This is a genomic window from Neobacillus niacini, from assembly GCF_048572935.1.
Taxonomy (GTDB): Bacteria; Bacillota; Bacilli; order Bacillales; family Cytobacillaceae; genus Neobacillus; species Neobacillus niacini.
The window spans coordinates 1,873,845-1,890,041 of the sequence record NZ_CP183883.1; the positions used below are offsets into that span (position 1 = coordinate 1,873,845).

The window sequence follows — 16,197 nt, forward strand, 5'->3', positions numbered from 1 at the left end:
AGTGGGAAGTTGTCGAAAAATGTAAGTAGTTGTAATAATTAACAAAAAGTTGGATATCATTTGCCGCTAATATGAAATTTTAGGGAGTGTATACCGGTTAAAACCAAAATTCTACCTAACAGTGACTAGATCCCATTGTTCCCAGATTAGCAGAGGTTTGTGAAGTGAAAATGCGAGGAAAGGAAGAGGAACCAGTTTCTAGAGAAATCCTTGAAAAAGAAAAAGGTTAGGAGCCTCCTAACCTTTCGCTTTATTTTTCTAATAGCCACATGGTAACCGTTTGAGCTTCTTCTTCGGTTAGGAGTCCGCCTGGCATCATACCGGCACCATCGTTTAGTAATTTGAGCATTTCCTCTTCCGAATACTTTGCTTTCATATTGGTTATTGGCGGCCCTGCTAATCCTTCTAAGTTTTCACCATGGCAGGACAGGCACCCGAATTTATATAGACCTTCTCCGTCTGTAGGTCTCTTTGCGTCAGCAGTATTTGATGAACATCCTGCTAATAATAGTAATAAGAGTGCAAGAACAATCCATAGTTGCTTCATCATGTTACCTCCTAATGGTCGTGTAATGGTTAATCCAAGATTACTGTATAAAACTAAATATTTTCTAAACGAAAGATTAAAATTTTCTTAAATGCGTATTCATCTTAGTGATGGAAATACTGGCGGATAGTCGGTATTAGATGAGGATAGCGAGATAAACTTGGCGGATAGCACAAACTACTTTAAAATGGAAAAAATACTCTCGGATAGCGAAGTCTACTCTCTGAGGGGAAAAATAATATAAGGGGGTTGGCACAATGACTGAATTAGCAACGTTTGCAGGCGGCTGTTTTTGGTGTATGGTATCGCCGTTTGATGAACAGCCTGGAATTAAAGAAGTGCTTTCAGGTTATACGGGTGGGCATAAGGAAAACCCGACATATCAGGAGGTTTGCTCAGATACGACGGGGCATTACGAAGCAGTTCAAATTACATTTGACCCTGAGATTTACCCCTATAAAAAATTGCTGAAGATATTTTGGCAGCAAATTGATCCGACAGATGAGGGCGGGCAATTTAATGATCGAGGTCTATCGTACCGGACGGCAATTTTTTATCATAAGGAAGAACAAAGGGTGATGGCGGAGGACTCAAAGGCAGAGCTCGTTGCAAGCGGACGTTTTCAAAAGCCGATTGTTACTCAGATCCTGCCCGCTGGTCCCTTTTATCCGGCAGAGGAAAAACACCAGGAATATTACAAGAAAATGCCTTTTCATTATAACCACTATCGAGAAGGTTCAGGGCGTGCCAAATTCATTCGTGAAAACTGGAAAAAGCGGAAAAGTGATGAGGAGCTCAAGAAAGAATTGACCCCGATTCAATATGAAGTCACTAGGAAAAATGCAACAGAACCGCCGTTCAAAAATGAATATTGGGATAACAAAGAGGAAGGTATTTATGTAGATATCGTTTCAGGTGAGCCGCTTTTTAGTTCATTGGACCAATATAATGCCGGCTGCGGTTGGCCAAGCTTTACGAAGCCGCTAAGGCGATATGAATTGGAGGAAAGGTTTGATACATCGCATGGAATGAGGCGGATTGAGGTGCGAAGCAAAACATCCGATTCCCATCTAGGGCATGTGTTTGATGATGGACCTGGACCTGACCGTGCTAGGTATTGTATTAACTCGGCGGCACTTCGATTTGTCCCAAAAGATCAATTGGAAGAAGAAGGATATGGTCAGTTTTTAAAGCTGTTTACCTAATAAACTCCCAGGGATAAGCCTGGGAGTTTTGTCATCTTTCTTTTAATTCAGTGAGATATTCTTTCCATTGACTGGCCAGCTCTTCTATACCGAGTATTTTTTCAATCACTTCCATGGAAGGTGATGGGTCATGGAAGTAGAGATGATGGATGGAAGAGACGGTGATTTGCTCAGGATGTGAAACCAGCTTTTTAATTTGAGAATCTGCTGTTATGTTTCCTTCCTCCAGCACTCTGAAAAAATATCCGGTATATCCTGTTTTAACAATTCTTTTTAACAGAAGGTTGTTGTTATTGCGTTTATTAATGGTGGAGCAGGGATAACGACCTTGAGATACTTGTAAAACTGCCTCTCCAATCTGAAAAACATCTCCAATACATACCTGATCTTCCTTCATGCCTATCGGTGTTATATTTTCACCGAATGCAGATGGTTCCAATGTTTTACCAAAGACATTTTCCCAATGTGCATAATGTTCGAAGGGATATACGCAGACTACTCGCTCTGAACCGCCATGATACTCAGGGTTCGCCACCTGATCTCCATTTATTTGATCAAAGCCCACAAACAGCTCTTCACATTGTTCTTTCCAGATTCCAGACTTGTACGTCTCATTCTTATAAACCATATCTTTTGGCAATCCCTTGCTTAAATAAATGATTTCTCTATCGTGCAAAGCTACTCGCCTCCTTGTCATTTATTTTACTATAAAAATAAAGAAACCCTCATATAATTGAGAGTTTCTTATGTAAGGCTAAAAACGCGCTGAGTGATGGTCGGTAAAATAATTTCAATTGTTGTTCCTTCATTTACTGTACTATCAATGATTATTTGACCATTATGGCTTTCAATAATTTTATAACACGTCATAAGTCCGAGACCTGTTCCCTTTTCTTTGGTCGTATAAAAGGGTTCACCGAGTGTCGAAATTCGGTCCTTTGGAATTCCAATCCCCTGATCGATAATTTGAATAGAGATTTTATCTTCTTCCTTTAGTTTCACTCTAACATCAATGTTCCCACCGCTTGGCATGGCTTCTATGGCGTTCTTTAGCAGGTTTAAGAAGACCTGTTTTAATTGGTTTTCCTCACAGCTTATCCTTGGCAGGTCGCATTCTAATTCTACGAAGATTTGGACATTGTTTAATATAGATTGCGTATTAATTAAGGTGACAACATCTTTAATTAATTCCTTCACATCTTTTTCCGCAAAAACAGCAGCGGTTGGTTTAGCGAGAACTAGGAATTCTCCAACGATGTCATTGATTCGATCAAGCTCGGATAACACAATATCATAGTATTCTTCCTTTTGTGTATTGGTTTTGAATAATTGTATGAAGCCTCTTATTGAGGTAAGTGGATTTCGGATCTCATGGGCTATGCCTGCAGCCATTTGACCGAGCAGTGCCAATTTCTCGGATTTTTGCAGGAGTTGTTCCGTTTGTTCTTTTCTTTTTGTTATATCATTTCCAATTGACAATACAGCTTCTTTTCCGCCAAATGTAATGTACATGGAAGAGCCTTCAAAGATAAATACAGAACCATCTAATTTTTTAAACTTGTATTCAATGTTGTTTAATGGGTGTAGTTCTTTTTTTACTTGTTTCAAACGTTCGTCAAGCCTGTTTCGATAATCTGGAAAGAGATAATTGTAAATAGAGGTTCCCATCACGTCTTCTTTACGATTTGCGCCTATCATCGTGACGGCTTCCTTGTTGACATAGATAACCTTATTATCTTGGTGAATAATAACAGCCCTTGGTAAGGAATCAATTAATTTTCTATAGCTTTCTTCACTAGCCCGTGCTTTTTTTCCTAAAAAACGCGTACGGTCATATTGCCAGCCTACCAGCCAGGCGATGGCTGTGAAAATAGCAAAGTCTACCGTAAAAATACGATCATGGTTCATAATGGTTTGGAAACTGGAAAATAGCACCGATATTAGCACTAAAGAAATTTGCCCAAAATGATTCATATAAGGTTCCTCTAAATTATCTGGATTTGCTATTATCATATCATGAATGGCTAAAATTTTAATAGATAATTAGTATAAAAGTCTGATTATTAACGTTTAGGGAGTGAAAAGTAAAAGCCTAGCCAAAAGGCTAAGCTTTTAACGTTATCAGTGTCATTATTTACGCTTGGGCCATTTTTTGATAGATGTTTAAAATTGACTGGCCGTAGGTAGTACCTGGTACAGCCCATTTTCCGTTTAAGGCGGTCCATGTTGTGGCAGATCCCCTATTGACTAGATGAAAGCGGGGGTCAACGAGTGGATACCGGTTTGGTAAGGCTGCTGGTGTTGCATAAGCATATAAGTGCTGGAGGTGTGCAAGTACACCTTCTTCAGGAGTGCTGAAGCTGGCACCCCTGACGGCACCGCCTGTTGCTCCTATTCCTGCAAAGTTGTTTTGACTGCTCCTTACATCCCCTGTAAACCGAAAATAGCCTGTTTCCTGCATGGCTTGTGCAAAAGCAACATCTCCTCTAATCCCATAATACTCCCCAAATTGTTTGTAATATTCCCCTAATAAAGGTGCAGCAGGGTTTATCGTTCTAACATACGCATTCATTTGTTCAGCGGAGAGCTGGGTAGGTCCTAAAATTGAGGATGGATTGAGGTCAATTGCACGAGATCTTGAAACTGTGGTTGAAGTCGTGCTGGAAGCAACGTTTTCGCTTAGGACGAAAGCATTTATTCCTGTTTTTGCCTTGATTTCATTTACTCGTTTGTCGGCGTTTTCCCTGGTTGAAAAGGCGCCTGCTTGTACCCGGAACCAAGTTTCGCCCGAAATGACGGCCGATACAATAAAGGATTGGATTCCTTTTGAACGTAGGAAGGCTACTCGTTCCTGTGCATTTTCCCTAGATTTGAAAGATCCAGCAAATACTTTGTACATTTCATCTCCTCCATAATTCAAGTTTCTTTTTATTTTATGAGAAGGAGACTGGGGTGTTGTCGGTCAATAGCCTTTAAAAGTAGAAAAACCCCCTGATGGAGGTTTCATTTACGTGCTGCTCTTTATGGTTGCTTTAATATGAACCTTTTTTTGCTGTTGTGTTAAAAAGAAAAAGACACCAAGAAGCACGAGCATTCCGCCGGCAATTTGCCAGCTGGCAAGATGTTCATTTAATAAAATGACTGCCAATATCGTGGCACCCACAGGTTCTCCTAAAATACTCATTGATATGGTTGTTGCATTAACATAGTTTAAGAGCCAGTTATTGATAATGTGACTAATCGTCGGAACGGTTGCAAGTAAGAGGAAAATTCCCCATTCCTTGGCTGGATACCCGCTAAATGCAACACTTGTACTAAAGTTATAGATTGAAAGAATGATGGCAGCAATGAAAAATACACAAAAGCTGTAAATCCAGTGAGATACTTTTTTCACAATGCTTTGGCCAATCATCAAGTAACCAACAACAGCAATCACGCTTAAAAAGGAAAGGATGTCTCCAAGGATTGCGTCGGGACTTAAAGCAAAGTCACCCCAGCCAATCATCATCGCACCGATTATGGCAATTCCCATTGTCATTAAGGCGGATGTGGTTGTTCGTTCTTTAAATAGGAAGTAACCGCCAATTAAAGAGATAATTGGCTGCAGGGCAAGTATTATGGTCGAGCTTGCGACGGTGGTTAATTTTAACGAACCGAACCAAAGGACAAAATGCAAGGCCAAAAACAGACCTGAAAAAAATAATAAGACCCAATCGTTTTTTGTGATTTTTTTAAATTCTTGACGGTTTTTAAAGACGATTGGAATCATTAGCAGACTTGCAAGCAACATGCGATACATACTTAAAACTGAAGCAGGTGCGTCAGACCATTTTACAAAAATTGCTGAAAACGATATCGCAATAATAGAAATTGTAAGCGGTAAGACGATCGATCTAGAGTTATCTTGATGGTTCATTTCTATCCTCTTTTCATGAAATATAAATGAATTCTATCATAAATGTGGTTCTTCAGATACTAGCAATACTCACCAGCCGTATATCGAAAGAATGGAACCGGATTGTGTTAACCATTCAGAGAGTTATGAACCCAAGATAAAAACGTCAAGCCCTATCTAGATAAGAGGGTTGACGTTTTTTTAAAAAGCAATTAATTTTTTGCAGACAGATTTTGGACACGGTTTTCTTTCGATTCCAATAATTCCATGAACCGCTTGATTCGCAGCATCGCTTCTTGAAGTTGTTCCATAGAAGTGGCATAGGAGCATCTGATATACCCTTCGCCGCTTTCGCCAAAAGCACTGCCGGGAACAACGGCTACTTTTTCAGCAAGTAACAGCTCTTCTGCAAACTGTTCTGAGGTCATGCCTGTTTTTTTAATAGAAGGGAAGACATAGAAAGCCCCGCCTGGTGTGTGACAGTCCAACCCGACCAAGTTTAGCGATTGAACGATGTAATTCCGTCTTCTACGGTAACTTCTTCTCATGCTTTCCACTTCGTGATACGTATTACGTAAAGCCTCGATTGCACCGTGCTGAAGCATATGTGGTGCACACATGGTTGTATATTGCAAAATTTTCACCATTTGCTCGGTAAAAGGTTTAGGGGCGGCTAAGAAGCCTAGTCGCCAGCCTGTCATCGCAAAACCTTTGGAGAAGCCGTTAATTAAGATGGTACGGTCGTACATGCCTTCAATCGATGAAAAACTGGTATATTCATCATCATAGGTTAATTCTGCATAGATTTCATCGGAGACGACAAGTAAGTCATGTTTTTCTACGACCGCTGCAATTTTTGTCAGTTCCTCTTTGTTCAAATAGGTGCCCGTCGGGTTATTTGGTGAACAGAGTAAAATGGCTTTCGTTTTACTCGTAATCGCATTTTCGATTTGTTCCGGTGTCAGCTTGAACCCATTACTGTGATGGGTTGAAACAGGAATCGGCTTACCACCAGCCAAGGTAACTAACGGTGCATATGAAACGAAAGCCGGCTCAATAATCAGCACTTCGTCCCCAGGATTGAGGATAGCGCGGAAGGACAGGTCAATGGCTTGGCTGGCACCTGCCGTTACAATTACTTGGTCGACCGGATTATACTGTACCCCGAATCGCTTCTGTAAGTAGGCGGTGATTTCCTGTCTTAATTCAAGCAAACCTGGATTCGCCGTATAAGAAGTGTAGCCTTCTTCTAAAGATAAAATGGCTGCTTCCCGAATGCTCCACGGTGTGATAAAGTCTGGCTCCCCCACACCTAGGGAAATGACTCCCTTAATAGAGGCAGCCAGATCAAAAAACTTTCTAATCCCAGATGGTTTTAGTTCTTTTACCATTTCAGATAAGTACTGTTGGTGTTCCTTCATCATGGTGAAACCACCATTCGACGATCGCGATCATTGTTTTCACCAAAGATGACGCCATCATGCTTGTATTTTTTTAACATGAAATGAGTGGTTGTGGAAATAACATTATCGATCGTCGACAGTTTTTCCGAAACGAATCTTGCGATTTCACTCATAGTTTTCCCCTCAATGGTAATCGATAAATCATAGGCACCAGACATGAGATAAAGAGACGTAACCTCAGGAAAACGATAAATTCTTTCCGCTACATCATCAAAGCCAACCCCGCGTTTTGGAGTCACCTTTACATCAATCATCGCCACGATGTTTTCCTTGCCAACCACCTTGCTCCAATCAATCAAAGCAGGATAACTAACAATAATCTTTTCGTCCTCCAGCTTCTTAATAATCGCCGTAACATCCTCCACACTGGAATTCACCATCAACGCAATATCTTCCACAGGAATCCTATGATTCTCCTCCAGAATCGAAAGCACCTCTAACTCCTCACTAGACAACCTCATCCTAAATCCCCCTCATACGTTCAAATTTAATATTACTATAATACATCAATGTTAGAATAAATAAAATATTTTCTGTGGTGAGGCGGTTGTGAGGCGGTGCCTGTCACCACTCGTGGACACTGTCCACCTGAGGCGGACAGTGTAAGGTGTGTATTTGTTTTAAATAAACAAATAAAGGGTTTTGGCACGTGTTGTGCGAAACCCCCATTTTTTATTGTTCGATATTGATGCGGTAATGAAGGATGGCTGCGAGTCCAGCTCCATGTTTGAATTCTCCGTTTTGTATTAGCTGGTTTAACTCGTTCATCTCAATAATATGTAAGTCTATTTGTTCAGTGGCGTCTAGCTGCTGTTCTTTTTTTATCAGGTTGGTTGCAGCAAAGAGGAAAATTTGTTCACTCGTTGATCCAGGTGAGGGGTAGACACTTCCTAGATCTATCCAGTTTTTGGCCTGATAGCCTGTTTCTTCCTCAAGTTCTCTTTTGGCTGCGGATAGGGGTTCTTTGTCCTCTGGGTCAATGGCTCCTGCAGGTAACTCCCATTGCCATTCCTTTATTGCATGACGATATTGCCGAATACAAATGACCTTGCCGTCTTCTGTTATCGGCAAGATACAAACACCCTTAGAGAAATTCACGTAGGAGAAATGCATATCTGTCTGGTTTGGCAGGGTTACATCTTCCTGAACAATCTCAAATCGATCAACTTGTTCTTTTTGAACTTTGTTAATTATCCACTCCACTAAACAACACCTCTTTTATATAACTAATCTATTTATTTTTGCCTATAAAGGGAGGGGAATCAAGAGCAGGAAGTAAATTTCTTAATTTTTTAGATTGATTTGTTGGTAATGATTCATCCTAAAAAATCCAGCCAGTGCCAATGCAAGCAAGATACCTATTAAATCAAATCCAACATCGAAAGCACGTCCACCTCGAGTGAAAAATAATTGAAGTATTTCCGTTAACGCTGCAAAGGCTGCAGCTACAATTAAAATCATACATCTAGATCTATATTTCACTAACAATAGATATGTAAGAACTTGAAATACAGCGATATGACCTAATTTTTGCAAAAGGAAACCTCTGCTAAGGTTATAGGGAAGAGGTAACAGGAAGTGAGAAAATGGTGGATGACTGTCCCAGCGAAACCTAAGCACACCAAAGTGAATGAAATCTTGAAAGCTGGAAACACAAGTAAAAACCAAAATAACGGCACACCAAACAAAAATAACCATATTCCGCATACTAAATCCCCCTTTGTCAACCACAGTTTAAACGGTAACAAGAGGTTTCATACATAAATGAATGTATAAATGGTACAATTTGCATAAATGGTGACAGGCACTATAACAGCACCATAATAAGGAGGAATTGCAATGGCTGTGAAGAAATTGGAGCATGTTGGTGTGATGGTGAGTGATATGGAGGTTTCGATTGATTTTTATCAGAATGTTTTGGGTTTGGATTTGCTGGATAGGTTTGCAGCGAATGAAACTACGGGGTTGGCTTTTTTAGGTAATTGTGAAAGTGGACAGGTTATTGTTGAACTTATTAATGGGAAGGACAATCGATTTCCTGATGAAGGCAAGGTTCATCATATTGCCTTTACGGTGGACCATATCGAGGAAGAAATGGAACGTCTTAGAAAGTTGAAGGTACCTTTCGCAAATGAAGAAATTTCTACCTTGGCAAATGGAAGCAAGTATATTTTCTTTAAAGGTCCAGATGGGGAAACTCTGGAGTTATTTCAGCCGCAATCTAAATAGAACAGAATGACTGACTGGGAGGGGATCAAAGATGAGAGTGGAAGGCTTAGAAAAAGGCAGAATTCTCGACTTTGTTGCTTATTGTAAGAAACATAGAAATCAAATTGATGACTCCTACTTGTATGATTTCGAGTTATTAAAGTTTGAAATAGGAGATGAAAACCCTACTTATCTGGCGATAAATCAGCAGGAAGAGATAGTTGGAGCAGTTTCGCTTGTCATCGATGATTATCATAAACGTGGAAGAAGGGCTCGGTTTCGGATATTTCATACAGAGACGGAAGACCCTCAAGTCTATCAGTTACTTTTTAAGGAAGTTTTAAAGCATGCGACTAACCTAGATAAGGTTTTTCTGTTTATCCCAGTAGTCAATAAAAAATTAATAAAGATGATCGAAGACTTGAAGTTTTCTGTAGAAAGATACGCTTTCCTGCTTGTAAGAGAGGATTTGGAAGTACCTGAGATCCATTTGCCAGAGGGTTACGAACTGAAATCTTTTCGTCCAGGTCAGGATGAGGAAAATTGGTTAACGGTAAGAAATGCTGCTTTTTCAACTCTGAAAGGGAGTGAAACCCCCATTACGATTGAGGGTGTAAAAAAGCTATTAACCGATGATGATTATCTTGAGGGCGGCATGATGGTCCTTTTTGATCATGAGAAACCGGTAGGTGTGATTAGAGGAGCCAATGATGAATATAATGATGCCCCTATTATGAACATTGGCCCTGTCGCTATATTGCCTGATTATCAGGGTCGAGGATTAGGTCAAAGCTTGCTTAGAGCTTCGCTAAGGTTTGCAAAGGAAAAAGGCTATAAACGAACCATCCTAAGTGTAAACGGAGAGAATGAGCGCGCACAGGCACTATATATTAAAGAGGGCTTTAAACAGGTAGAGGCGGTTGTTTGTTATCAATATTTTTTAAAATAAGCAAAAGCTGCAAAAAAGGTGTTTTCTCATTTGCCAAAGAGAGAATGCCTTTTTCTATTAAAACCGATTTATTCTCGGAAATATTTATTTATTTTTGTAGTTCCACATCCCTTGAAATCCCATATGCTTATAGTAATAAGGGGTGAAATGTAATGAAAAAAGAACAATTTGACGCAGAAACACTAAAGCACATAAGGAGCAGACTGGATACTGTTTATTCAATTGCCAAGAAAAATTACAATGACAACCCTGAATTGATGGACACAATCGAGAGCTTAGCCCAAATTGCTATTATGTTTACCAATATTAAACTTCAAGAGGTTAACGATCACGAAGAAACTGCCAGCCCTCAGGGATACATCCTCTCCAAACTGTCACACTCGTACTCAAGAATGACAGAGTATGAAAAACAAAAGATAAAAGACTTTCCTGAATGGAAACTGTAAATTATAGTTTCTAACATGGAACCTCGTAAAAAGGCTCAGAGTTGGAAAACTCTGAGCCTTTTCATTTTAAAAAACTGTATGAGCATTTTTGGTTAAGGCCCCCAATTCATAAAGAATGGCAGCATCACTATTTTCACACCAAAGCTCTTTTACTTTGCCCTCATGAAAAATAAAGATCATGATACCCGTTTCCTTTACCCGCTGGTTCTCGGAAGGGATATTGAACCATCCGCCCTTATACGTCATCCATCCTGTATAACGAACAACTAATTTATTCCCTTGCTCAATTAAATCCTCCAAAACCCATTCATCGTCATGAAAAACAGCACGATACCATTTCATAAACTCTTTCATCTTTACTTTTGAGTTGTCACCATTTCTAGAATGATATATAAAGTCCTGTGTTGTTAGTTCATCTAAAACATCCAGATTCCCCTTAGTAAAGTACTCGTTAAACCATCTCTCTGCGATTACCTTTTTTTCCGTACTGACCATCTTTTTCCCCTCCACTATCTGTCTTTTTTCATTTTATCATGATTAGGAGTAGAACGCTTTCATTCGAGTTTTCTTTTTAAATCTCGACCAATAATGTCAATTTTAAGAACTTATCTATGTTTATAACGCTGATATTACGGAGTTTATAGGGAAAATTGTCTAACGATTATCTCCCTCTTAAGAAGGATATCCTGTAATCAAAAGGGAAGTTCGTTATTAGGAACAATCAGGAGGTTAGAGTACGATGGTTTTGCTATTTCATTATTTATCTCTTTTGAATATATTTGATGCTTTCATTACTTACTTTGGTTTGGAAAACTCACTGATACAGGAAATGAACCCGCTTATGAATAAACTATATGAAGCAGATCCGGCTTTGTTTTTGATTACCAAGATGGCATTTTCACTGTTTCTATATTTGTTTATTCTCTTTAAGAAGGTACCAACATCCTCCCTTACAAAGGGACTCACGGTCTTTGCCTCAAGTTTCTATACCTTGCTATTTTTCCTTCATTGCTATTGGCTCGTTGTTCTCCTTTAAAGGTGCCTATCCAAACTTTTGGCGGGCACTTATTAAGTTTGAAAGATGTCTCTTTGCTTAAGAGGGACACATACCGGAGTTATAGGCAATCCTTCTGGAACAGACACTACTGTGATGATAGTCAACCTCACCCCCCTCCCAGTAAGTCTTGTATTTTTCAAGTAATGATTTTCTTGCTATTAATAATATTGTTCAAGTCTCTGGGATAATTTTGTATAATTAATAGAAATTGGGCTTTTGCCGAAAAAACATAGATTTAGAGTTAAGGGGGAAAGCACAATGAAAAAATTAAAGGTGTGGGGTCCTTTGGTTGGGATTCTAGCTGGTATTGTGGGAGTCTATTTTTATTTAAGTGAAGATAACGGAATGAAAATAAACGTAATGAAAAATGATCCTGTCGCTGCAAAAGAGGCGCAAACAAAAATCGATAAAAGCTTTGAGACCCCTGTATCTAGCAAAGTAATGGAAGAGTATGAAACGATGAGTGAAGGGAAACTAATTCAAGAAGTACACAATATGACCCATCAAAAGGTGGAGGCAGACAAAAAATGGGGCTCCTCCGAAATCACCGCGGATAAAGTCCAGAAATTATATGATGTAATAAGAAATAATAATTTCAAAAATGGCAGCACAAAACAAATGCTCTTAGAAATCCTAGAACCATGGCTGGAAAAAGACTTCTCTAATGCCGTAAGCGCCCATAATCGCATTTGGTCCTCCCAAAACGGAAACATCGGCAAAGCCACCCGGCTCCTCACTCCACAGGAAGAACTTGAATACATTGAGGACAAGTTTCGCTGATGGTGCAGTAGACCAGTTGATGGTGCCTATTGATGGTGCCTGTCACCGCTCGTGGACACTGTCCACCTCAGGCGGACAGTTGTAAAAGGTTAACTTGATTAATATTTGGACGTGTATGGACATAGTCTTAATTATGGAAGTCTGTAGTGAAGGAGAGGTCCATGGTTAGAAAGTCCGCGTCGCTTAAGGGTTTTATGGTAGGAACTGTGTTGCTAGTCTGTATCGTTATTGTTTTTATGCTAATAAGGAAATCTTGGTTTTCACCTGATAAAGAGGCAGTGGCTGTAGTGGAGGAGTTTTATTTGTATGAACAGGAGGGGGAATTTGCTTCATCCTGGAACCTTTTCCATTCAACTATGAAAGTAAGGTTTGGTAAAGGGCATTATATACAAGACCGAGCTCACGTATTTATGAATCACTTTGGCGTCGAAACGTTTGACTTTAGATTGAGTGAGCCTGATAAAATTGATCATTGGAAAATGTCTAAAGCAGGACCAGCCATGAAAAACGTCTACAAAATACTCGTCACCCAAACCTACAAAGGAAAATACGGCAACTTTGATCTGAAACAAGAGGTATTTGCTGTTCAAGAAAAAGATGAGTGGACAATTCTTTGGGATTACAACCAATAACGGTAACAGGCACCCTCTGTTGAGATCTGTTTCATTGACGGATGTTGACGGAGGGGTGTTTTTTTGGTTATAATTATCTCGAAATCGAGATAATTGCATGCTCAACAAGTTCGTTTAGGAGGCTATTGTATGAAGCTGTTAGGTTTACATCATGTTTCGATCTTAACGGGTAAGGCGGAGAGGAACTTTCAATTTTATACAAAGATTTTAGGGTTGAGATTGGTCAAGAAAACCGTTAACCAAGATAACACAGAATCATATCATTTATTTTATGGTGACAGAAAGGGCAGTCCTGGCACGGAGGTTACCTTCTTTGATATTCCAGGGTTGGGGCATACATATCCTGGCATTGGCAGTATTTCCTCTACATCACTTCGAGTGAAGGACACGAAGGCACTTCACTACTGGGAAGCTCGTTTTGAGCAGTTCGGAATTCAGCATGGGCGAATAGAGAAGCGGAATAATCGTGACTCGCTTGCGTTTCAAGATTTTGAGGGAACTCGTTTAGTTTTAGTCGCAGATAACGGTGAAGAAGGAGTTCGTGCTGGTATTCCTTGGGACAAAAGTGAAGTACCGATAGAACATGCTATCATTGGTTTGGGTCCTGTTACCTTAACAGTTGGTGTTCCCGATAAAACAGTTAAAGTATTATCCGAAGTTATGGGGTTTACACAGACTGGCACTTATCCATCGCTTGATGGAGACTTCCCAGCTATTCAAGTTTTTTCAACAGGAGAAGGCGGCTCAGGGGCTGAGGTGCATATTGAATCGAGACCAGATTTACCTAGGGCGCGGCCGGGGCGGGGAAGTGTCCATCATGTAGCATTTCGCATTCCAAATGAGGAGGAATATGACTATTGGGCTCAGAGAATTGCTTCATCAGGACTAATGAATTCAGGTAAAGTGGAACGGTATTACTTCAAGGCCCTCTATTTCCGAGAACCAAATCATATTCTTTTTGAATTATCCACGGATACACCAGGTTTCGACGTGGACGAACCCATTGAAACGTTAGGGGAGAAGCTTGCACTGCCGCCATTCTTGGAACCACGTCGGGCAGAGATTGAAGCGGGGCTGCGGCCATTAGATTTAGAAAGTAAGTAAATCCATCAAGACAGGGACCATAATATGGAACTTGTCTTTTTTTCTTGGCACAATCCTCTCGCTATATTAATCTATAGAAAAATCCTCTTTTTAAAAATTTTTAAAAAAATCTCCAACACTTTTCTTCTCTCAATCGTTATCTTACTGAATGCGGTAAAAAACAACCTAATTCTTCAAACACAAGGCAAAGATTTTCACTAAATAATAAAAATGAATAAAAGTGAGTGGTCAATGTGAAAGTCGACGTGAGTGATTTATATGAAAAGTTAAAAGATGATCTGTTCCGTTTTGCACGTTCTATTTCAAGACATGAGCAGGAGGCGAATGACCTTGTTCAGGATGCCATGATAAAATCGCTCAAGGAACCTGAACTCCTCAGCCTGCCGGATTATAAGCAGCGTGCATGGTTTTTCCGGGTCATGAAAAACAGGCTGATTGATGATCGTCGAAAAGAACAGCGATTGACTGCTTGGGAAGATGATTTTGATTTTTCGATACGGGAGGCCGGTGTCAGCCACTTAGAAATAACGGAGTTACTTGGACATTTGCCACAGGATTTAAGTGATTTAATTTTTAAAAGATATTGGTTAGGGCTTTCGAGTCAGGAAATTGGCGGTCAGTTAGGGCTTCCTGCCTCAACGGTACGCTATAAGCTTCATCTCGCCATCAAACGATTACGAACCATTTTGGAGGAGGAAAAATAATGAGTCAACGAATTGGAAATGTGGGATTGTTAAACTTGGTGAATGCTACGGAAGAGAGCATTAAGGAGATCGAACGGATTGAAAACGCAGGACTTGTACTTTATGGAAAAGAAAATGCACATTTATTAACAAAGTTAAATATCGGGAATATCGGAGCAAGCTTAGAGATTCCAGCTGGTTTCCGCCTTTTTAATGGGGTTTTTCATCTCAATCAAAACTATCTTTCTTCTATCGCAGACCCCGTTTTTCTCCTTGTAAACGGCATAGTTCTTATTGATCAAGATGTGCAGCCAGACCAAGTTCAGGCAGGGCAGTTAAATTTGATGGTAAACGGAAAGGTGTATTGTCCTTCACACCTCTCAGGTTTTGTCGGCAATATGCTGTCCAAAGGCACTGGTGAAGTTGAAACCTATGATGGTGCACCTCCTCGGTTGGAGGATGGTAAGTTCACATTAACTAATTCCTTTTTACAGTCGATTGATGAGTCTCTATATTTAGTGGTCAATGGGCTGCTCACATTTGCAGAGGACCTTAATCTTGATCAATTTAATGAAAAAATTAATAAGTTAGAGGTAAATGGAAAAATTTCACTCTATGAAAACCAAGAAACCTATTTATATAAAAAAGCAGCTTCCTTAGCAACCTGTAAGGTGGAGGTATTTCCTGCGGGGTATGAAGTGCTTGAAAAACCACTGCGCTTAAATGCCCGTTCGATTCGCAGATTCCAACAAAAAAAATGGTACACCCATAAACCGATGATTATTGAAAGCGATGTTTCAAGAGAAATGCTGACGAAAGCCATTGAAAAAATTCACTCCACTTCAGTCATCATTTGCTGTGAGGAAGTCGAAGATCTCGTTTATGAATTATTAAGTTTGATGGAAACAGAAGTATTATCCTACGAAAGTAAATTTATTTTAATTGAAGGGAAAGAAATATGGTCAAACGATCAATTTCAAGCCTTAGACCAGGCAGCTAATTTCATCGTCAACGGCCAGTTAGTCCTTGATAAAGATGTAAACGAAGAGGCACTTCGATCCAAAGTATCAACTTTAGATATCTTAGGAGAAGTCGTGGTACGCGAGAAAAAACTAAAAGGTGTCCTTCAAAATTTCATCCGACTCAATACAGGAACAATAGAAGAAGAAAGAAGTAAGCATGAAACAGGAGTAGCACTTCAAAACGTGGGAGAGCTTACATTATAAAC

Annotated in this window: 20 protein-coding genes; 10 read left to right on the top strand and 10 right to left on the bottom strand. The window is 39.8% G+C overall.

Annotated features, from left to right (window positions below):
* Positions 1–250: 250 nt before the first annotated feature.
* Complete coding sequence (locus ACN6MT_RS08750; protein WP_419955568.1) at positions 251–550, bottom strand: c-type cytochrome; 300 nt, start codon at positions 548–550, stop codon at positions 251–253.
* A gap of 254 nt (positions 551–804) precedes the next feature.
* Between ACN6MT_RS08750 and msrA the strand changes: the two genes are divergently transcribed.
* Positions 805–1,752, top strand: a complete 948-nt coding sequence (gene msrA, locus ACN6MT_RS08755; protein WP_419955569.1) for a peptide-methionine (S)-S-oxide reductase MsrA — start codon at positions 805–807, stop codon at positions 1,750–1,752.
* Positions 1,753–1,783: 31 nt separating this feature from the next.
* Here the strand turns inward: msrA and ACN6MT_RS08760 are convergent, their stop codons facing one another.
* The 8 genes from ACN6MT_RS08760 to ACN6MT_RS08795 form a co-directional block, all read right to left on the bottom strand.
* Complete coding sequence (locus ACN6MT_RS08760) at positions 1,784–2,428, bottom strand: MOSC domain-containing protein (protein ID WP_419955570.1); 645 nt, start codon at positions 2,426–2,428, stop codon at positions 1,784–1,786.
* Positions 2,429–2,496: 68 nt separating this feature from the next.
* Positions 2,497–3,726: an ATP-binding protein gene (locus ACN6MT_RS08765; protein WP_419955571.1), complete on the bottom strand. Its 1,230-nt coding sequence runs from the start codon at positions 3,724–3,726 to the stop codon at positions 2,497–2,499.
* A gap of 160 nt (positions 3,727–3,886) precedes the next feature.
* The gene (locus ACN6MT_RS08770; protein WP_419955572.1) at positions 3,887–4,651 is read right to left on the bottom strand and encodes an SPOR domain-containing protein; all 765 of its coding nucleotides are present in this window, start codon (positions 4,649–4,651) and stop codon (positions 3,887–3,889) included.
* A 108-nt stretch (positions 4,652–4,759) separates the two neighbouring features.
* On the bottom strand, positions 4,760–5,668 hold the full coding sequence (locus tag ACN6MT_RS08775) for a DMT family transporter (protein WP_419955573.1): 909 nt from the start codon (positions 5,666–5,668) through the stop codon (positions 4,760–4,762).
* Between the two features lie 191 nt (positions 5,669–5,859).
* Positions 5,860–7,071 carry an aminotransferase gene (locus tag ACN6MT_RS08780; protein ID WP_419955574.1) on the bottom strand — a complete coding sequence of 404 codons (1,212 nt, stop codon included), beginning with the start codon at positions 7,069–7,071 and terminating at the stop codon, positions 5,860–5,862.
* Positions 7,068–7,571, bottom strand: a complete 504-nt coding sequence (locus ACN6MT_RS08785) for an Lrp/AsnC family transcriptional regulator (RefSeq protein ID WP_063251956.1) — start codon at positions 7,569–7,571, stop codon at positions 7,068–7,070. The genes ACN6MT_RS08780 and ACN6MT_RS08785 overlap by 4 nt, the downstream gene beginning before the upstream one ends.
* 211 nt (positions 7,572–7,782) lie before the next feature.
* Positions 7,783–8,313, bottom strand: coding sequence for an NUDIX hydrolase (locus tag ACN6MT_RS08790; protein ID WP_419955575.1), 531 nt, complete (start codon positions 8,311–8,313; stop codon positions 7,783–7,785).
* 81 nt (positions 8,314–8,394) lie between these two features.
* Positions 8,395–8,817 (bottom strand): VanZ family protein, encoded by a 423-nt coding sequence (locus tag ACN6MT_RS08795; protein ID WP_419955576.1) that lies wholly within the window; start codon positions 8,815–8,817, stop codon positions 8,395–8,397.
* Between the two features lie 132 nt (positions 8,818–8,949).
* Between ACN6MT_RS08795 and ACN6MT_RS08800 the strand changes: the two genes are divergently transcribed.
* The 3 genes from ACN6MT_RS08800 (at position 8,950) to ACN6MT_RS08810 (ending at position 10,713) form a co-directional block, all read left to right on the top strand.
* On the top strand, positions 8,950–9,339 hold the full coding sequence (locus tag ACN6MT_RS08800) for a VOC family protein (protein WP_419955577.1): 390 nt from the start codon (positions 8,950–8,952) through the stop codon (positions 9,337–9,339).
* A gap of 31 nt (positions 9,340–9,370) precedes the next feature.
* Positions 9,371–10,267 (top strand): GNAT family N-acetyltransferase, encoded by an 897-nt coding sequence (locus ACN6MT_RS08805; RefSeq protein ID WP_419955578.1) that lies wholly within the window; start codon positions 9,371–9,373, stop codon positions 10,265–10,267.
* 152 nt (positions 10,268–10,419) lie between these two features.
* Positions 10,420–10,713 (top strand): hypothetical protein, encoded by a 294-nt coding sequence (locus ACN6MT_RS08810; protein WP_063251961.1) that lies wholly within the window; start codon positions 10,420–10,422, stop codon positions 10,711–10,713.
* A 66-nt stretch (positions 10,714–10,779) separates the two neighbouring features.
* Here ACN6MT_RS08810 and ACN6MT_RS08815 read toward each other — a convergent pair whose 3' ends face one another.
* The gene (locus ACN6MT_RS08815; RefSeq protein WP_419955579.1) at positions 10,780–11,208 is read right to left on the bottom strand and encodes an ester cyclase; all 429 of its coding nucleotides are present in this window, start codon (positions 11,206–11,208) and stop codon (positions 10,780–10,782) included.
* A gap of 244 nt (positions 11,209–11,452) precedes the next feature.
* On the opposite strand from ACN6MT_RS08815, the gene ACN6MT_RS08820 reads away from it, so the two are divergent.
* The 6 genes from ACN6MT_RS08820 (at position 11,453) to ACN6MT_RS08845 (ending at position 16,195) form a co-directional block, all read left to right on the top strand.
* Positions 11,453–11,749, top strand: a complete 297-nt coding sequence (locus tag ACN6MT_RS08820) for a DUF5658 family protein (protein WP_063251963.1) — start codon at positions 11,453–11,455, stop codon at positions 11,747–11,749.
* 279 nt (positions 11,750–12,028) lie between these two features.
* Positions 12,029–12,550 carry a DUF6241 domain-containing protein gene (locus ACN6MT_RS08825; protein ID WP_419955580.1) on the top strand — a complete coding sequence of 174 codons (522 nt, stop codon included), beginning with the start codon at positions 12,029–12,031 and terminating at the stop codon, positions 12,548–12,550.
* 161 nt (positions 12,551–12,711) lie between these two features.
* A complete protein-coding gene (locus ACN6MT_RS08830; protein ID WP_419955581.1) occupies positions 12,712–13,182 on the top strand; it encodes a hypothetical protein in 471 nt (156 codons plus the stop codon).
* A gap of 129 nt (positions 13,183–13,311) precedes the next feature.
* On the top strand, positions 13,312–14,286 hold the full coding sequence (locus ACN6MT_RS08835) for a ring-cleaving dioxygenase (RefSeq protein WP_419955582.1): 975 nt from the start codon (positions 13,312–13,314) through the stop codon (positions 14,284–14,286).
* A gap of 233 nt (positions 14,287–14,519) precedes the next feature.
* Entirely contained in the window at positions 14,520–14,990 is a 471-nt protein-coding gene (locus ACN6MT_RS08840) for an RNA polymerase sigma factor (protein WP_419955583.1), read from the top strand.
* Complete coding sequence (locus ACN6MT_RS08845) at positions 14,990–16,195, top strand: hypothetical protein (RefSeq protein ID WP_419955584.1); 1,206 nt, start codon at positions 14,990–14,992, stop codon at positions 16,193–16,195. Before ACN6MT_RS08840 ends, ACN6MT_RS08845 begins: the two co-directional genes overlap by 1 nt.
* Positions 16,196–16,197 lie beyond the last annotated feature (2 nt).